Here is a 17,419-nt window from a genome sequence, read left to right as displayed (position 1 = left end):
CCATAACAGTTGGCTCCCCGGATTGTTACAGCGTTTTGATGATTTTCGCCGGGTTGCCGCCCACGACGACGTTAGCCGGCACGTCTTTCGTCACGACGGCACCGGAAGCCACAACCACATTATCCCCGATGGTGACGCCTGGGTTAATGACCGCACGTCCACCAATCCAGACATTATTGCCAATGGTGACGGGCTTACCAAACTCCACTCCGCTGTTACGTTCTTGCGCATCCAGCGGATGGGTGGCCGTATAAATATGAACGCCCGGCGCGAGCATGCAGTTGTCGCCAATATGTACAGGGCAGACATCCAGCATTACGCAATCGAAGTTGGCGTAAAAGTCTTTGCCCAGATAAATGTTATATCCATAGTCACAGCGGAAGCTCGGCTCAATATACGCCCCTTCGCTTTGTCCCAGCAGTTCCGCCAGAATGTTCTGGCGTTCTGTTTTTTCGTCAGGCGCGGTGTGGTTATAGCGGTGAAGCAGATGGCGCGCCCGAAGCCGGTCGGCGCGTAACGTCTCATCACCAGGGCGGTAATGTTCACCTGAAATCATCTTCTGTTTTTCTATGCTCATCGGAAACCTCTCTGGATGTTATTCCTGAAGGGTAATCGCAACAGGCGTTAAGGGGAACGTTCCCGGGAGGCCGATGTGACCACAGTCACAACATTGTTGCTGATGAGCGCGTTTAACACGGAGACCTGGCTTTCGCGCAGGGAGCATAACGGGACAGGTGAATACAGCTTATAACGTGGCGTAGAACCTCTACAGACACACTTCAAAGATTAACGGACAAATTTCCATACAGAAGTAGGGATTTTGTCATACAGCTTATTCATCGTTAGCTCTGCAAGGCGATGGTCAGCGGCTGAATAAAATACCGCCAGTTCATTATCAGAAAGCTCGTATTTATTCTTTTCAATGACGCGTTCAAGGGTGTCAATTGACTGACAACGTCGTAAGCGCATCAAATAATCGATTTTTGTGAGTGGTTTATCAGACATAAATTCACCTTAGTAATTGTAATAATTTTAACAGGAAAGACTAACCGGGTTAGCTCTGCTCACGTTGACGAAACAGCGGAATAGCCGGTTTCCCGATTTACGCCATTTTTGCAAATCCTGAGTGTTAATGCCGTAACTGCTGAACAACATAAAGGTGTCGTCCAGGTATTCATCAATTTGCTCAATGAGCTTATTATCTTCATTGTACTTAATTTTATAATTAAGTGCGAAGGTAGCGATATGCTCTATCAGCTCATTCAACTGTAAATTGATGGCAGACGTTGGGTCATTTACCCAGCCATGGTTGCTTTCATCAAGATTGGCAAGGCAGTCATGGTACAAGGATTCGCAGAGAAATTTCAACTGCGCGATATCATGCCTTTTTGGCGAGTACTCGTCCATAGCGCATCCCCTTCTGAGTGATTTCTTACTCACCGAACATCATTGTCGGGATGGATACATCTGACTTAGCTACATGAGCGCTGTGTTCCTGATAACCTAACTATAAGCCACTCCTTCCTGGATTTCACCGCGCTATTACGAAAAATTACAAATAAAACCGCAGGCTGCGAGCGTCTACGCAAATGTTCATCCGAAACTGAACTTTTTTATCAGGATTAACGGTAGTTTTTTCGCTTCCTTACATTTCATTGGCTTAGCTTACAGCCATAAGAAAAGTTCACATCCGGAGTTCCGTTTGTCTTAACTTTTAATTAGGAATATTCCTAACAACTTAAGCAGGGAAATAGATTTAAAAAAATCCTGAGTTCACCTATTAAGTTATCAGTTAAATATGATATGTCTGTTTAAGATGACAGAAAATAAATAGGACCTCAATAAGCTTATTTTATGATTTTTTCTGAAAATGAAAAAGGCCGCAAATGCGGCCTTTTTATTATATGAAACCGGTATCAGTGAGGTTCTACCGAATGACTGTGCTCAACATCTTCATTCTTCCGGCTGAAGCGGCGGCGCACCACCACGAAGAACACCGGGACGAAGAAGATAGCCAGTACGGTCGCGGTGATCATACCGCCCATTACACCTGTACCGACCGCGTTCTGCGCACCGGAGCCTGCACCGGAGCTAATAACCAGCGGCATTACGCCGAGGATGAACGCCAGAGAGGTCATCAGGATTGGACGCAGACGCATACGCACCGCTTCCAGCGTCGCCTCAATAAGGCCTTTACCCTCTTTCTCCATCAGATCTTTGGCGAATTCAACGATAAGTATCGCGTTCTTCGCCGACAAGCCAATGGTTGTCAGCAGGCCTACCTGGAAGTACACGTCGTTGGTCAATCCACGGAACGTTGCCGCAAGCAGCGCACCAATAACCCCGAGTGGAACCACCAGCATAACGGAGAACGGAATTGACCAGCTCTCGTACAGCGCCGCCAGACACAGGAAGACCACAATCAGTGAAATGGCGTACAGGGCAGGGGCCTGGTTTCCGGACAGACGTTCCTGATAGGACATACCAGTCCAGTCATAGCCGATACCCGCAGGCAGTTTGCTGGCCAGCTCTTCCATCAGGTTCATGGCTTCACCGGTGCTTCGGCCTGGTGCGGCCTGACCCAGGATTTCCATCGACGGCAGACCGTTGTAACGTTCCAGACGCGGAGAGCCGTATTCCCAGTGTGACGTTGAGAAGGATGAGAACGGCACCATTTGACCGTTGCTGCCGCGAACGTACCAGTTGTTAATATCGTTCGGCAACATACGGTACTGCGCTTCGGACATGACGTACACTTTCTTCACGCGACCACGGTCGATGAAGTCGTTGACGTAGCTACCGCCCCAGGCCGCGCCCAGCGTGGTATTGATGTCGCTGATGGACACGCCCAGCGCCTGCGCTTTTTCCTGATCGATGTTGATCTTATACTGCGGCGTATCTTCCAGTCCGTTTGGACGTACGCCGACCAGCAGGTCAGGGTGTTTAGCCACTTCGCCGAACAGCTGGTTACGCGCCTGCGTCAGTTTCTCGTGACCCAGACCGCCCTGGTCGATCAGCTGGAAGTCGAAGCCGGTCGCCGTACCCAGTTCAACAATCGCTGGCAGGTTAAAGGCGAAGACCATCGCATCTTTAATCTGCGAGAAGGTGCCCATGGCACGGCCCGTGATCGCTTCAACTTTATTCTCATCGCCCGGACGATCCGCCCAGTCTTTCAAAGAAACGAAGGCGATACCGGTGTTCTGACCACGACCCGCAAAGCCAAAGCCGTTAACCGCAAACACGGATTCAACGTTCGCTTTCTCTTTGGTGAGATAGTAGTCCGTCACTTCGTCCAGCACCTTCTGGGTACGCTCTTGCGACGCCCCTGCCGGAAGCTGTGCCATCGTCAGGAACACGCCCTGGTCTTCATCTGGCAGGAACGAGCTTGGAAGACGAACGAACAGGAACGCCATCCCCACTACGATGATGATATAGAGCAGCAGATAACGACCGGTGCTGCGCAGGATATTGCCCACGCTGTCGGTGTAGTGGTGCGCGCTCTTATCAAACATGCGGTTAAACCAGCCGAAGAACCCTTTATGCTCGCCGTGACCGCCTTTCTGAACCGGCTTCAGCATGGTGGCACACAGCGCTGGCGTCAGGATTAACGCTACCAGTACCGACAGCGCCATCGCGGAGACGATGGTAATGGAGAACTGGCGGTAAATCGCACCCGTAGAGCCCCCGAAGAAGGCCATCGGGATAAATACCGCGGACAGCACCATCGCAATACCGACCAGCGCGCCCTGGATCTGGCCCATAGATTTACGGGTGGCTTCCTTCGGCGGTAAACCTTCTTCCGCCATCACGCGCTCGACGTTTTCTACCACCACGATGGCGTCATCCACCAGCAGGCCGATGGCGAGCACCATCCCGAACATCGTCAGGGTGTTTATCGAGAACCCAAAGGCTGCAAGGATGGCGAAGGTCCCCAGCAGAACGACCGGCACGGCGATGGTTGGGATCAGCGTCGCGCGGAAGTTTTGCAGGAACAGATACATCACCAGGAACACCAGGATGATCGCTTCTACCAGCGTTTTAACCACTTCGTGAATCGAAATTTTAACGAACGGCGTAGTGTCATACGGATAAACGATTTTCAGGCCTGACGGGAAGAACGGTTCCATCTTCTTCAGTTCCGCACGGATCGCCGTCGCGGTGTCCAGGGCGTTCGCGCCTGTCGCCAGTTTGATACCCAGACCGGACGCCGGTTTACCGTTAAACTTCGCGATGATGTCGTAGTTCTCACCACCCAGCTCAACCCTGGCCACGTCGCGCAGACGAACCTGCGAACCGTCCTGGTTCACCTTCAGCAGAATTTTGCTGAACTCATCGGCGGAGGTCAGACGGGTTTGCGCGATAATGGACGCGTTAAGCTGCTGGCCTTTCACCGGCGGCGTACCGCCTAGCTGACCGGCTGCCACCTGGGCGTTCTGCGCTTTAATCGCGTTAATCACGTCAACCGGCGTCAGCTGGAAGTTGTTCAGTTTGTTCGGATCCATCCAGATACGCATCGCGTACTGGGAACCGAACAGCTGAACGTCACCCACACCGGACGTACGGCTGATGGCGTCCTTCATGTTAGCGCCCACGTAGTCGGAAATATCCTCCTGCGTCATGGTGCCGTTGGTGTTAATCACGCCGACAACCATCAGGAAGCTGCTGGACGATTTCTCGACGCTCACACCCTGCTGTTGCACTTCCTGCGGCAGAAGAGGCATTGCCAGCTGCAGTTTGTTCTGCACCTGAACCTGCGCAATGTCCGCATCCGTACCGGATTCAAAGGTCAGGGTGATCTGAACCGTACCGGTGGAGTCACTGTTTGAGGACATGTACATCAGGTTATCGATACCGTTCATGTTCTGTTCGATAACCTGAGTCACGGTATCCTGCACCGTTTTCGCATCAGCCCCCGGGTAGGTTGCGGAGATCGTTACCGCCGGTGGCGCAATCGTTGGATATTGCGCAACAGGCAGCTTCAGGATCGCAAGTCCCCCGGCCAGCATGATGATAATGGCGATCACCCACGCAAATATGGGGCGATCGATAAAGAAATTAGGCATGTCTTAACGGCTCCTGTTTAAGTTAAGACTTGGTTTGTTCTGACTGGCCAGCGGCCGAAGCTTGTTGTTTATCGTCAGATGTCACTTCCTGTGCTTTTACCTGCGCGCCAGGACGTACTTTTTGCAAACCAGTAACAATCACGCGATCGCCATCTTTCAGACCTTCCGTCACCAGCCATTTATCGCCAATCGCCTGCGTGGCGGTGATATTGCGCGTTTCGACTTTGTTATCTGCCCCAACAACCAGTGCGCTCGCATCGCCGCGTGGCGTACGGGTCACACCCTGCTGTGGAACAAGAAGTGCGGTTGGATTCGTTCCTTCTTCCAGACGCGCGCGAACGAACATACCTGGCAGCAGATTTTTGTCAGGGTTCGGGAAAATCGCACGTAAGGTGATGGAACCGGTGGTCTGGTCGACCGTCACATCGGAGAATTCCAGAGTACCTTCCTGCGGGAACTTGATACCGTCGTTGGTAACCAGCTCCACTTTGGCTTTGCCGTTTTCCTGTTTCAGGGTGCCGTTAGCCAGCTCCTGTTTCAGGCGCAGGAAATCGTTGCTGGACTGCGTCACGTCAACGTAGATCGGATCAAGCTGCTGCACGGTAGCCAGCGCAGTGGTCTGCCCGTTCTGCACCAGCGCCCCTTCCGTCACGGCAGATTTACCAATACGACCGCTGATAGGGGAGGTCACTTTGGTATAGGCCAGGTTAATGCGTGCAGTTTCGACAGCCGCTTTGGCTGCTACCACGGCCGCGTTAGCCTGCTGGGCATCTGCCAGCGCGGTATCGTAATCCTGTTGACTGATGTACTTCGTGCCGAGCAGTTTCTGATAGCGGTTCAGCGTCAGCTGAGCGATTTTTGCCGCCGCTTGTGCTTTAGCCAGGTCACCTTTCGCGCTTTCATAAGAAGCCTGATAGGTCGCGGGATCAATCTGATACAGAGACTCACCGGCCTTCACATCGCCGCCTTCGGTAAAGTTACGTTTCAGGATAATGCCGCTAACCTGAGGACGCACTTCCGCAATGCGGTAAGCGTTTGTACGGCCTGGTAATTCTGTGGTGATCTGTAGAGGTTCAGATTTGAGTGTCACAACGCCGACTTCTGGCGCCTGCTGAGCTCCTTGTTGAGCCGGTTTGTCGTCACATCCTGTAAGCGCTAAGCTGCCTGAGAGCATCAGAACGACCGCCAGAGGCGTTAACCCTCTGTTTTTGTTCATATGTAAACCTCGAGTGTCCGATTTCAAATTGATCAAGGGTCCTGAGTCTAAAAACCCATTGCTGCGTTTATATTATCGTCATGCTATGGTACATACATTCACAAATGTATGTAAATCTGACTCCTGTAAATTCACCCACCTATGGCACGAAAAACTAAACAACAAGCGCTGGAAACCCGACAACACATTCTGGATGTGGCGATACGTTTGTTCTCTCAGCAGGGTGTTTCTTCTACCTCGCTGGCGCAAATTGCTCAGGCTGCCGGTGTGACGCGGGGAGCGATTTACTGGCATTTTAAAGATAAGTCAGATCTGTTCAGTGAAATCTGGGAGCTTTCAGAGTCCAGCATTAGCGATCTCGAGAGTGAGTATCGGGCAAAATTCCCTGACGATCCACTCTCAGTATTAAGAGAAATATTAGTATATATCCTTGAAGCAACGGTAGTTGAAGAGCGTCGCAGATTAATGATGGAAATTATCTTTCATAAATGTGAGTTCGTGGGCGAAATGGCGGTGGTGCAACAGGCGCAGCGCAGCCTCAGCCTGGAGAGCTACGATCGTATCGAACAGAACCTGAACCTGTGTATGCAGGCAAAGCTGTTACCGGCCAATTTACTCACCCGCCGGGCGGCCATCCTGATGCGCAGCTACATTTCAGGTCTGATGGAAAACTGGCTTTTTGCGCCGCAATCCTTTGACCTCAAAGAGGAAGCCCGCAGCTTCGTGGCGATTTTACTGGAAATGCTACAGCTCTGCCCGACGCTGCGCAGCGACGCGCCTTCGCTCACGGCCTGAGCCCTTCCAGGATTTATCTCAGAGGCTTACGTTCTCGCTATTCTGCTTCCGACGAGCGTGATATTCTTCACGCCGGACTATTTTCGGTCATCTGCTGACATCATTCACAACTATGCTGCCCATCAATCGCTCGCAACATCCTGTATTTGCATTGCTCTTTGCTATGCTGTTTTTCTTCTCCACCGCGCCGCTTACCTGGGCCCGCGCAGACAACAGCACTGATATTCCCTCGCGCAGTGAAATTCAGTCGCAGCTCGACACCCTGAACAAACAAAAAGAGCTCTCTCCTCAGGAGAAACTCACCCAGCAGGATCTGACGGAAACGCTGGAAAACATTGATAAGATTGAGCGCGTTAAAGCTGAAACCACCCAGCTTCGTCAGAAGGTGGCGCAGGCGCCGGAGAACATGCGTAAGGCCACGGAAGCGCTGAGCGCGCTGAGCGACGTCGATAACGACGATGAAACGCGCAAAACGCTCTCCACGCTCTCCTTACGCCAGCTGGAATCGCGCGTCGCGCAATTGCTCGACGATCTGCAAACCGCACAGTCTGACCTCGCGACCTACAACAGTCAGCTCGTCTCCCTGCAAACCCAGCCCGAGCGCGTGCAAAACGCGATGTACGCCGCGTCTCAGCAGCTGCAGCAGATCCGCAACCGCCTGAACGGCACGACGGTAGGGGAGGGCACGCTGCGCCCGACCCAGCAAACCCTGCTGCTGGTTCAGCAGTCGCTGCTCAATGCGCAAATCGAACAGCAGCGTAAAAGCCTGGAAGGGAATACGGTGCTGCAGGACACGCTCCAGAAACAGCGTGATTACGTGACGGCGAATATTAATCGTCTGGAGCATCAGCTTCAGCTGTTGCAGGAGGCGGTAAACAGCAAACGCCTGACCCTGACGGAAAAAACCGCTCAGGAAGCCGTCTCGCCGGACGAAACTGCCCGCATTCAGGCCAACCCGCTGGTGAAGCAGGAGCTTGAGGCTAACCACCAGCTCAGCCAGCGCCTGATACTGGCGACGGAAAGCGGCAACTCGCTGGTTCAGCAAAATATTAAAGTGAAGAACTGGCTGGATCGCGCGCTGCAGGCGGAACGCAACATCAAAGAGCAGATCGCGGTCTTGAAGGGCAGCCTCCTGCTGTCGCGTATTCTCTACCAGCAGCAGCAGACGCTGCCGTCCGCCGACGAGCTGGAGGACATGACCAACCGCATTGCGGATTTACGTCTGGAGCAGTTTGACGTCAACCAGCAGCGCGATGCCCTTTTCCAGAGTGATGCCTTCGTCGCCAAAATTGAAGAGGGGCACTCCAGTGACGTAAACCCGGAAGTGCATGACGCGCTGCTCCAGGTTGTGGATATGCGCCGTGAACTGCTGGACCAGCTCAATAAACAGCTGGGCAACCAGCTGATGATGGCAATTAACCTGCAGATTAACCAGCAGCAGCTGGTCAGCGTGTCAAAAAGCCTGCAGGAGATTTTGACGCAGCAGATTTTCTGGGTGAACAGCAACAAGCCGATGGACTGGGACTGGATTAAGTCCTTCCCGGAGACGCTGAAAACGCAGATTAAGAGCATGAAAATCACCGTGAACTGGGAGAAAGCCTGGCCTGCGGTAATGATTGCTTTCCTGGCGGGCTTACCGCTGCTGCTGATTGCCGGTCTGATCCGCTGGCGTTTGAAATGGCTGAAACAGTACCAGGCGAAGCTGGCCTCGGAAGTGGGGCAACTGCGTAACGACAGCCAGCTCCATACGCCAAAAGCGATTCTGATCGATCTCATTCGCGCGTTGCCGGTGTGCCTGATTATTCTGGCCGTGGGCCTGATCCTGCTCACGATGCAGCTTAACGTCAGCGATCTGCTCTGGGCGTTCAGTAAAAAACTGGCGCTGTTCTGGCTGGTATTTGGCGTGTGCTGGAAGGTGCTCGAAAAAGACGGCGTGGCGGTGCGTCACTTCAACATGCCTGCGCAGCTGACCAGCCACTGGCGTCGCCAGATTGTGCGCGTCAGCCTGGCGCTCCTGCCGCTGCACTTCTGGTCGGTAGTCTCCGAGCTTTCCCCGCTGCATCTGATGGATGATGTGCTGGGTCAACTGGTCATTCTGCTCAACCTGCTGCTGATTGCGATCCTGATGTGGCCGATGTGCCGCGACAGCTGGCGTGATAAAGAGTCCCACAATATCCGTCTGGCCACCGTGACGGTGCTGGCGATCATTCCGCTGGCGCTGATGGTGCTTACGGCAACGGGCTACTTCTACACCACGCTGCGCCTGTCCGGGCGCTGGATCGAGACGGTCTATCTGGTGATCGTCTGGAACCTGCTCTATCAGACCGTGCTGCGCGGCTTAAGCGTCGCGGCCCGCCGCATTGCTTACCGTCGTGCCATTGCGCGTCGTCAGCATCAGGTGAAAGAGGGGGCTGAAGGCGCGGAGCCGCAGGAAGAGCCGACCATCGCGCTGGAGCAGGTTAACCAGCAGACGCTGCGTATCACCATGCTGGTGATGATCGCGCTGTTTGCGGTGATGTTCTGGGCGATCTGGTCTGATTTAATTACCGTCTTCGCCTATCTCGACAGTATTACCCTCTGGCAGTACAACGGTACCGAAGCCGGCGCGGCGGTGATGAAAAGCGTCACCATGGGCAGCCTGCTGTTTGCGCTGGTGTCGTCGGTGGTGGCCTGGGCGCTGATTCGTAATCTGCCGGGTCTGCTGGAAGTGCTGGTGCTCTCAAGGCTGAACCTGCGCCAGGGGGCGTCTTACGCCATCACCACCATCCTGAATTACGTCATCATTATCGTCGGGGCGATGACGGTATTCGGCTCGCTGGGCGTCTCGTGGGATAAACTGCAGTGGCTGGCGGCGGCCCTCTCGGTCGGTCTTGGTTTTGGCCTGCAGGAGATCTTCGGTAACTTTGTCTCCGGCCTGATTATCCTCTTCGAACGTCCGGTGCGTATCGGCGATACCGTCACCATCGGTACGTTCTCCGGGACCGTCAGCAAGATCCGAATTCGTGCGACCACCATCACTGACTTCGATCGTAAAGAGGTGATCATCCCGAACAAAGCGTTCGTGACCGAGCGTCTGATCAACTGGTCGCTCTCGGATACCACCACGCGCGTGGTGATTCGCCTCGGCGTGGCCTACGGTTCCGATCTGGATAAAGTGAAAGAGGTATTGCTTAAAGCCGCTAAATCGCATCCAAAAGTCATGCACGATCCTGCGCCAGATGTCTTCTTCACCACCTTCGGGCCAAGCACGCTGGATCACGAGCTGCGTTTATACGTGCGTGAACTGCGCGATCGCAGCTACACCGTTGATGAACTGAACCGCGCGATCGACCGCCTGTGCCGTGAAAACAACATTAACATCGCCTTCAACCAGCTTGAGGTTCACCTGCATAATGAGAAAGGTGACGAGCACACGGAAGTGAAGCGCGACATTAAGGGCGACGACCCGACTCCGGCTTAATCTATTTTCCCTCTCCCACAGGGAGAGGGTTAGAGTGAGGGGGAAGTTTCCCCTCAAAATCCCGCCGCACAATCTCCAGCGCTTTAAGCACCGTCTCGACCGGGATCTCATGATTCTCCAGCAGCATAATCAAATCGACGGCCAGCTTGACCTCGTCGGGTGCATTTTCCAGTGACATAGATGTGGCTCCAGTTAACGGGTCAGGCGTTCAATCACGCGTTCAATCTCATCCAGCGCCTGACGGCAGCGGACGATGCGGCCTTCCAGCGCGCTAATCTCGCGCATCAATAGCTGCTGCTCTTCCAGCGTTTCGCTATTGTTCAGGCGGGCTTCGCGCTCGCGCTTCATCTCCAACAGACGCCGCTCAAACTCCTGGTTCTCCAGCCGCTTGCGCTGCCATTTTCCCAGCCCAGGCGAGGCGCTGTCCCACGCCCGTAGCGGCCAGGCGGCGATTTCGCGGTGCAGGGCAGTGATCTGCTCGGTAAGATGCTCCGCAAGCCACACCACCTGTTCCTGTTGTTCACTCTCAACCGCGTGGCGAAGCTCATCGAGGTTGGTCTGCATCTCAGCAAGGTAATCCTGAATGACGGTGCTGCGGGTGCGGAAAAGCTGCCGGTCAAAGCGCGGTTTCAGCGTGGCGTGTCCCATCAGCGGCGTGGCCTGCGCCCGCAGAGCGATCAGCTGATTTTGCAGCCTCTCAAGAAGCAGTGCTGTTTTCAATGCGCTCTCCAGTGGTAAAGTAGCCGTTCAGTTTGATAACGATTCGCATTATGCAGCGTACTATTTTAATCATCATTGGCTGGCTCGCGGTAGTGCTGGGTACGCTAGGTGTGGTTTTGCCCTTGCTGCCGACCACCCCGTTTATCCTGCTGGCCGCCTGGTGCTTCGCCCGATCGTCGCCGCGTTTTCACCACTGGCTGCTGTATCGCTCGTGGTTTGGCGGCTACCTGCGGCACTGGCAAAAACACCGGGCCATGCCGCCCGGGGCCAAGCCGCGCGCCATTGCCTTTATCCTGATCACCTTCGCCGTTTCGTTATGGCTGGTGAACATGATGTGGGTGCGTATTCTGCTGCTGGCGATCCTGGCCTGCCTGCTGATCTTCATGTGGCGGATCCCCGTGGTTGATGAAAAGCAACAAAAGCACTGAAGCCTCATCATGGCGGTTGCAATTATGGCGCGCAGCCAGTAAATTCGACCGTTTTCGAGCACAGGTGCGCCTGGTCAAAGGTTAAACAACTGTTACTTTGACCGACTCGTCGCGCGCCGTGAGTAACACTGTTTCATTTAGGCACAAACCGATGACCGCAACTGCACAGCAGCTTGAATATCTGAAAAATAGCATCAAAAGCATCCAGGACTATCCAAAGCCTGGCATTCTTTTCCGTGATGTCACCAGCTTGCTGGAAGACCCGAAAGCGTACGCGCTCAGCATTGAACTGCTGGTGGAGCGTTATAAAAACGCCGGGATCACCAAAGTAGTAGGTACCGAAGCCCGTGGCTTCCTGTTTGGCGCACCGGTTGCGCTGGCGATGGGCGTGGGTTTTGTGCCGGTGCGTAAGCCGCGCAAACTGCCGCGTGAAACCATCGCGGAGAGCTACGAGCTGGAGTACGGCACCGATCAGCTGGAGATCCACGTTGACGCGATCAAGCCCGGCGACAAAGTGCTGGTGGTGGACGATCTGCTGGCAACCGGCGGCACTATCGAAGCGACCGTCAAGCTGATCCGCCGTCTGGGTGGGGAAGTGACCGACGCGGCCTTCATCATCAACCTGTTCGATCTTGGCGGTGAACAGCGCCTGGAAAAACAGGGCATTACCAGCTACAGCCTGGTGCCTTTCCCGGGTCATTAATCCCGGTTTTCACAACCTCGCTCAATGGGTGAGGTTGTGATAGCATTCCCCTCCATAAATTCACCTTCCAGCGTTGCAGAGCCTGCCCATGAGTTATCAGGTGTTAGCCCGTAAATGGCGACCACAAACCTTTGCTGACGTTGTCGGTCAGGAACATGTGCTGACGGCCCTGGCGAACGGCTTGTCGCTAGGTCGCATCCATCACGCTTATCTTTTTTCCGGCACCCGCGGCGTCGGTAAGACTTCTATTGCCCGTCTGCTGGCGAAAGGTCTGAACTGCGAAACCGGGATCACCGCCACCCCGTGCGGCGTGTGTGACAATTGCCGCGAGATCGAGCAGGGGCGTTTTGTCGATCTGATCGAGATCGACGCCGCCTCGCGCACCAAGGTGGAAGACACCCGCGATCTGCTCGACAACGTGCAGTACGCCCCGGCGCGCGGCCGCTTCAAGGTCTACCTGATCGATGAAGTGCACATGCTGTCGCGCCACAGCTTTAACGCCCTGCTGAAAACGCTGGAAGAGCCGCCCGCGCACGTTAAATTCCTGCTGGCGACCACCGATCCGCAAAAGCTGCCGGTCACCATCCTGTCGCGCTGCCTGCAGTTCCACCTGAAGGCGCTGGACGTTGAGCAGATCCGCGCGCAGCTTGAGCACATCCTTGATGAAGAGAAGATCGTTCACGAGCCGCGCGCCCTGCAGCTGCTGGCCCGCGCGGCTGACGGCAGCCTGCGTGATGCGCTAAGCCTGACCGACCAGGCGATTGCCAGCGGTGACGGCAAGCTCTCGACCGAAGCGGTCAGCACCATGCTCGGCACGCTGGATGACGATCAGGCGCTGTCGCTCATCGAAGCGATGATTGCCGCCAACGGCGAGCGCGTGATGTCGCTGGTGAACGCGGCCGCTGCCCGCGGTATTGAGTGGGAAGCGCTGCTGGTCGAGATGCTCAGCCTGCTGCACCGCGTGGCGATGCTGCAGCTGTCTCCGTCGGCCATCGGTGCGGATATGGCCGCTATTGAACAGCGGATGCGTGAACTTGCCCGCACCGTGCCGCCTGCCGACGTGCAGCTGTATTACCAGACGCTGCTGATTGGCCGCAAAGAGTTACCGTTCGCGCCGGACCCCAGGATGGGCGTCGAAATGACGCTCCTGCGCGCGCTGGCGTTCCACCCGCGCATGCCGTTGCCGGAACCGGAAGCGCCGCGGCAGTCTTTTGCCCCGGTCGCCCCTACGGCGGTGATGTCACCGCAGCAGGTGCCACCGCAGCCGACGCCGCCGCCACAGCAAAACGTACCGCTGTCGGATGCCACCAGTTCGGTGCTTGCCGCACGCAGCCAGCTGCAACGTGCGCAGGGAGTAACCAAACCAAAAAAGAGTGAACCGGCAGCGCCAGGAAGAGCGCGGCCGGTGAACAACGCCGCGCTTGAACGACTGGCCTCGGTAACGGAGCGCGTACAGTCGCGTCCGGTACCGTCCGCGCTCGAGCAGAAAGCCCCGGTGAAAGAAGAGGCTTACCGCTGGAAGGCGACCACCGTTGTTGAAACGGTCAAGGAAGTGGTCGCCACGCCGAAAGCGCTGAAAAAGGCGCTGGAGCATGAAAAAACGCCGGAGCTTTCCGCTAAGCTCGCCGAAGAGTCCATCGCGCGCGACGCCTGGGCCGCTGAGGTCAGCCAACTCCAGCTGCCGAAGCTGGTGGAGCAGGTCGCGCTGAACGCCTGGAAAGAGCAGGACGGCAATCAGGTGCGTCTGCACCTGCGTCCGGGCCAGCGGCACCTCAATTCCCCTGGCGCGCAAAAGGCGCTGGCCGAGGCGCTTGCTGCTTTACAGGGTTCACCGGTTGAATTGACTATCATTGAAGATGATAATCCGGCAGTGAAAACGCCGCTCGAGTGGCGCCAGGCCATTTATGAAGAGAAGCTCGCGCAGGCGCGCGAGGCAATTATTGCGGATAACAACATCCAGACCCTGCGCCGGTTCTTCGACGCCGATCTGGATGAAGAGAGTATTCGCCCCATTTGATCGTGAGTCTGACTTACGGTTGTAATCCTTAACGTGAAAGAAGAGAGAAGCCTATGTTTGGTGGAAAAGGCGGTCTGGGTGGCCTGATGAAGCAGGCTCAGCAGATGCAGGAAAAAATGCAGAAGATGCAGGAAGAGATCGCTCAGCTGGAAGTCACGGGTGAATCCGGTGCCGGTCTGGTCAAGGTGACCATCAACGGTGCGCACAACTGCCGTCGCGTTGAAATCGACCCGAGCCTGCTCGAAGACGACAAAGAAATGCTGGAAGATCTGGTTGCAGCCGCGTTTAACGATGCCGCTCGCCGTATCGACGAAACCCAGAAAGAGAAAATGGCCTCTGTTTCCAGCGGTATGCAGCTGCCGCCGGGCTTTAAGATGCCATTCTGATGCAAACCAGTCCGCTGCTCACGCAGTTAATGGAAGCACTGCGCTGCCTGCCGGGCGTTGGCCCGAAGTCGGCGCAGCGCATGGCGTTTACGCTATTGCAGCGCGACCGCAGCGGCGGGATGCGCCTGGCGCAGGCTTTAACCCGCGCCATGTCAGAAATTGGTCACTGTGCGGATTGCCGGACCTTTACCGAGCAGGACGTGTGTAACATCTGTACGAACCCGCGTCGTCAGGAGAACGGTCAGATTTGCGTGGTGGAGAGTCCGGCGGACATCTACGCCATCGAACAAACCGGGCAGTTTTCCGGCCGCTACTTTGTGCTGATGGGGCATCTCTCCCCGCTGGACGGCATTGGCCCGGACGATATCGGTCTCGATCGCCTTGAACAGCGTCTTGAGTCCGAAACCATCAAAGAGGTGATCCTCGCCACCAACCCGACGGTGGAAGGAGAGGCAACCGCCAACTATATCGCCGAGCTGTGCGCGCAGTACGGCGTTGACGCCAGCCGCATCGCCCACGGCGTGCCGGTCGGCGGCGAGCTGGAGATGGTCGACGGCACCACGCTGTCGCACTCGCTGGCCGGACGACACAAGATTATTTTCTGACCAAACGGAGGCTGCGCGCGCGGCCTCCGCTTGAAAATTTCCCCCCTTATCCCCATCTCTCACTCAACGTTTTACAACCCCATTAAATGGCATTGTTGAGGTCGACTTAGATGAAAGGACAAGAAACCCGTGGTTTCCAGTCAGAAGTAAAACAGCTTCTGCACCTGATGATCCATTCCCTGTATTCCAACAAAGAAATTTTCCTGCGTGAGCTGATTTCCAACGCCTCCGATGCGGCGGACAAGCTGCGCTTCCGCGCGCTGTCCAACCCGGATCTGTATGAAGGCGACGGCGAGCTGCGCGTGCGCGTCTCTTTCAACAAAGAGAACCGCACCCTGACCATCGCTGATAACGGCATCGGGATGAACCGCGACGAGGTGATCGACCACCTTGGCACCATCGCTAAATCCGGCACCAAAGCGTTCCTGGAGTCTATGGGCTCTGACCAGGCGAAAGACAGCCAGCTGATTGGCCAGTTCGGTGTAGGCTTCTACTCGGCGTTCATCGTGGCGGACAAAGTCACCGTGCGCACCCGTGCCGCGGGCGACAGCGCCGAGAACGGCGTGCTGTGGGAATCCAAAGGGGAAGGCGAATACACCGTTGATGACATCACCAAAGCGGATCGCGGCACCGAAATCACCCTCCACCTGCGCGAAGGCGAAGATGATTTCCTGAACGACTGGCGCGTACGCTCCATCATCAGCAAATATTCCGACCACATCGCGCTGCCGGTAGAAATTGAAAAACAGGAAGAGAAAGACGGTGAAACCGTTGTTTCCTGGGAGAAAATCAACAAGGCGCAGGCGCTGTGGACGCGTAACAAGGCTGAAATCAAAGACGACGAGTACAACGAGTTCTACAAGCACATCGCCCACGACTTTACCGACCCGCTGACCTGGAGCCACAACCGCGTGGAAGGGAAGCAGGAGTACACCAGCCTGCTGTATATCCCTGCACAGGCACCGTGGGACATGTGGAACCGCGATCACAAGCACGGCCTGAAGCTGTACGTGCAGCGCGTCTTCATCATGGACGATGCCGAGCAGTTCATGCCGAACTACCTGCGCTTTGTTCGTGGCCTGATAGACTCCAACGATCTGCCGCTGAACGTCTCCCGTGAAATCCTCCAGGACAGCACCGTCACCCGTAATCTGCGTAACGCCCTGACCAAACGTGCGTTGCAGATGCTGGAAAAACTGGCGAAAGACGACGCGGAAAAATACCAGACCTTCTGGAAACAGTTCGGCCTGGTGCTGAAAGAAGGCCCGGCTGAAGACATGGCGAACGTTGAAACTATCGCCAAACTGCTGCGCTTCGCCTCTACGCACACCGACTCCTCCGCCCAGACCGTGTCGCTGGAAGAGTACGTCTCCCGCATGAAAGAAGGGCAGGAGAAGATCTACTACATCACCGCTGACAGCTATGCGGCAGCGAAGAGCAGCCCGCACCTGGAGCTGCTGCGTAAGAAAGGCATCGAAGTGCTGTTGCTTTCTGACCGCATCGACGAGTGGATGATGAACTACCTGACCGAGTTCGACGGTAAGGCGTTCCAGTCCGTTGCCAAAGCCGACGAGTCCATCGACAAGCTGGCGGATGAAGTGGACGAAAGCGCGAAAGAAGCCGAGAAGGCGCTGGAGCCGTTCGTTGAGCGTGTCAAAACCCTGCTGGGCGACCGCGTGAAAGAGGTACGCTTCACGCACCGTCTGACCGATACTCCGGCGATTGTCACCACCGATGCCGACGAAATGAGCACCCAGATGGCGAAGCTGTTCGCCGCGGCGGGCCAGGCCGTGCCGGAAGTGAAATATATCTTTGAGCTTAATCCGGATCATCCGCTGGTGAAACGCGCGGCGGATACCCAGGATGAAGCTCGCTTTGCCGAGTGGGTTGAACTGCTGCTGGATCAGTCCCTGCTGGCCGAGCGCGGCACCCTGGAAGATCCTAACCTGTTCATTAAACGTGTGAATGCGCTGCTGCTGGCGTAACTGACCAGGTCTCCCCTGGTCTTCTCCCTCTCCCCGTGGGA

Annotated in this window: 15 protein-coding genes and 1 other annotated feature; of the genes, 8 read left to right on the top strand and 7 right to left on the bottom strand. The window is 55.6% G+C overall.

The features are described from left to right. Positions 1-25 precede the first annotated feature (25 nt). From maa to acrA, 5 genes are all read right to left on the bottom strand, one after another. On the bottom strand, positions 26-577 hold the full coding sequence (gene maa, locus IM265_RS04765; protein WP_028012187.1) for a maltose O-acetyltransferase: 552 nt from the start codon (positions 575-577) through the stop codon (positions 26-28). Positions 578-786: 209 nt separating this feature from the next. Continuing rightward, positions 787-1,005, bottom strand: a complete 219-nt coding sequence (locus IM265_RS04760; protein ID WP_008499287.1) for an HHA domain-containing protein — start codon at positions 1,003-1,005, stop codon at positions 787-789. Between the two features lie 27 nt (positions 1,006-1,032). Beyond that, the gene (tomB, locus tag IM265_RS04755) at positions 1,033-1,407 is read right to left on the bottom strand and encodes an Hha toxicity modulator TomB (RefSeq protein WP_028012188.1); all 375 of its coding nucleotides are present in this window, start codon (positions 1,405-1,407) and stop codon (positions 1,033-1,035) included. A 509-nt stretch (positions 1,408-1,916) separates the two neighbouring features. Next, a complete protein-coding gene (acrB, locus tag IM265_RS04750) occupies positions 1,917-5,063 on the bottom strand; it encodes a multidrug efflux RND transporter permease subunit AcrB (protein WP_047367620.1) in 3,147 nt (1,048 codons plus the stop codon). 22 nt (positions 5,064-5,085) lie between these two features. Further along, positions 5,086-6,279, bottom strand: coding sequence for a multidrug efflux RND transporter periplasmic adaptor subunit AcrA (acrA, locus tag IM265_RS04745; RefSeq protein ID WP_028012190.1), 1,194 nt, complete (start codon positions 6,277-6,279; stop codon positions 5,086-5,088). Between the two features lie 141 nt (positions 6,280-6,420). On the opposite strand from acrA, the gene acrR reads away from it, so the two are divergent. Together acrR and mscK are read left to right on the top strand one after the other, a co-directional pair. Next, positions 6,421-7,074, top strand: a complete 654-nt coding sequence (gene acrR, locus IM265_RS04740) for a multidrug efflux transporter transcriptional repressor AcrR (protein ID WP_100170671.1) — start codon at positions 6,421-6,423, stop codon at positions 7,072-7,074. A 112-nt stretch (positions 7,075-7,186) separates the two neighbouring features. Beyond that, on the top strand, positions 7,187-10,534 hold the full coding sequence (mscK, locus tag IM265_RS04735) for a mechanosensitive channel MscK (RefSeq protein WP_048957834.1): 3,348 nt from the start codon (positions 7,187-7,189) through the stop codon (positions 10,532-10,534). A 1-nt stretch (position 10,535) separates the two neighbouring features. Here the strand turns inward: mscK and rsmS are convergent, their stop codons facing one another. Both rsmS and priC read right to left on the bottom strand, forming a co-directional pair. Further along, positions 10,536-10,712 carry a pleiotropic regulatory protein RsmS gene (rsmS, locus tag IM265_RS04730; RefSeq protein WP_063438294.1) on the bottom strand — a complete coding sequence of 59 codons (177 nt, stop codon included), beginning with the start codon at positions 10,710-10,712 and terminating at the stop codon, positions 10,536-10,538. Between the two features lie 14 nt (positions 10,713-10,726). Then, entirely contained in the window at positions 10,727-11,254 is a 528-nt protein-coding gene (gene priC, locus IM265_RS04725; protein ID WP_193031404.1) for a primosomal replication protein N'', read from the bottom strand. 50 nt (positions 11,255-11,304) lie between these two features. Between priC and IM265_RS04720 the strand changes: the two genes are divergently transcribed. The 6 genes from IM265_RS04720 (at position 11,305) to htpG (ending at position 17,378) form a co-directional block, all read left to right on the top strand. Beyond that, positions 11,305-11,682, top strand: coding sequence for a DUF454 family protein (locus tag IM265_RS04720; RefSeq protein ID WP_028012194.1), 378 nt, complete (start codon positions 11,305-11,307; stop codon positions 11,680-11,682). A gap of 151 nt (positions 11,683-11,833) precedes the next feature. Then, a complete protein-coding gene (gene apt, locus IM265_RS04715) occupies positions 11,834-12,385 on the top strand; it encodes an adenine phosphoribosyltransferase (protein ID WP_000127359.1) in 552 nt (183 codons plus the stop codon). Positions 12,386-12,473: 88 nt separating this feature from the next. Beyond that, positions 12,474-14,402, top strand: coding sequence for a DNA polymerase III subunit gamma/tau (gene dnaX, locus IM265_RS04710; RefSeq protein ID WP_193031402.1), 1,929 nt, complete (start codon positions 12,474-12,476; stop codon positions 14,400-14,402). Continuing rightward, positions 13,732-13,796: a sequence feature (DnaX frameshifting element), on the top strand. Its footprint overlaps the gene before it by 65 nt. A gap of 53 nt (positions 14,403-14,455) precedes the next feature. Continuing rightward, complete coding sequence (locus IM265_RS04705; protein ID WP_003858972.1) at positions 14,456-14,788, top strand: YbaB/EbfC family nucleoid-associated protein; 333 nt, start codon at positions 14,456-14,458, stop codon at positions 14,786-14,788. Further along, the gene (gene recR, locus IM265_RS04700; protein ID WP_006809843.1) at positions 14,788-15,393 is read left to right on the top strand and encodes a recombination mediator RecR; all 606 of its coding nucleotides are present in this window, start codon (positions 14,788-14,790) and stop codon (positions 15,391-15,393) included. Before IM265_RS04705 ends, recR begins: the two co-directional genes overlap by 1 nt. Before the next feature lie 110 nt (positions 15,394-15,503). Beyond that, on the top strand, positions 15,504-17,378 hold the full coding sequence (gene htpG / locus IM265_RS04695; protein WP_045259919.1) for a molecular chaperone HtpG: 1,875 nt from the start codon (positions 15,504-15,506) through the stop codon (positions 17,376-17,378). Positions 17,379-17,419: the final 41 nt, after the last annotated feature.

Origin of the sequence: Enterobacter cloacae complex sp. P17RS (genome assembly GCF_014895885.1) — a bacterium.
Taxonomy (GTDB): domain Bacteria; phylum Pseudomonadota; class Gammaproteobacteria; order Enterobacterales; family Enterobacteriaceae; genus Enterobacter; species Enterobacter bugandensis.
This window is presented reverse-complemented; position numbering and strand designations above follow the sequence as displayed.

Excerpts from the sequence above, each read along its gene's own strand:
- recR (WP_006809843.1), top strand. The coding sequence starts at position 14,788 with ATGCAAACCAGTCCGCTGCTCACGCAGTTAATGGAAGCACTGCGCTGC.
- tomB (WP_028012188.1), bottom strand. The coding sequence starts at position 1,407 with ATGGACGAGTACTCGCCAAAAAGGCATGATATCGCGCAGTTGAAATTT.
- acrR (WP_100170671.1), top strand. The coding sequence starts at position 6,421 with ATGGCACGAAAAACTAAACAACAAGCGCTGGAAACCCGACAACACATT.
- dnaX (WP_193031402.1), top strand. The coding sequence starts at position 12,474 with ATGAGTTATCAGGTGTTAGCCCGTAAATGGCGACCACAAACCTTTGCT.
- IM265_RS04760 (WP_008499287.1), bottom strand. The coding sequence starts at position 1,005 with ATGTCTGATAAACCACTCACAAAAATCGATTATTTGATGCGCTTACGA.
- mscK (WP_048957834.1), top strand. The coding sequence starts at position 7,187 with ATGCTGCCCATCAATCGCTCGCAACATCCTGTATTTGCATTGCTCTTT.
- IM265_RS04705 (WP_003858972.1), top strand. The coding sequence starts at position 14,456 with ATGTTTGGTGGAAAAGGCGGTCTGGGTGGCCTGATGAAGCAGGCTCAG.
- acrA (WP_028012190.1), bottom strand. The coding sequence starts at position 6,279 with ATGAACAAAAACAGAGGGTTAACGCCTCTGGCGGTCGTTCTGATGCTC.
- apt (WP_000127359.1), top strand. The coding sequence starts at position 11,834 with ATGACCGCAACTGCACAGCAGCTTGAATATCTGAAAAATAGCATCAAA.
- maa (WP_028012187.1), bottom strand. The coding sequence starts at position 577 with ATGAGCATAGAAAAACAGAAGATGATTTCAGGTGAACATTACCGCCCT.
- htpG (WP_045259919.1), top strand. The coding sequence starts at position 15,504 with ATGAAAGGACAAGAAACCCGTGGTTTCCAGTCAGAAGTAAAACAGCTT.
- IM265_RS04720 (WP_028012194.1), top strand. The coding sequence starts at position 11,305 with ATGCAGCGTACTATTTTAATCATCATTGGCTGGCTCGCGGTAGTGCTG.
- rsmS (WP_063438294.1), bottom strand. The coding sequence starts at position 10,712 with ATGTCACTGGAAAATGCACCCGACGAGGTCAAGCTGGCCGTCGATTTG.
- acrB (WP_047367620.1), bottom strand. The coding sequence starts at position 5,063 with ATGCCTAATTTCTTTATCGATCGCCCCATATTTGCGTGGGTGATCGCC.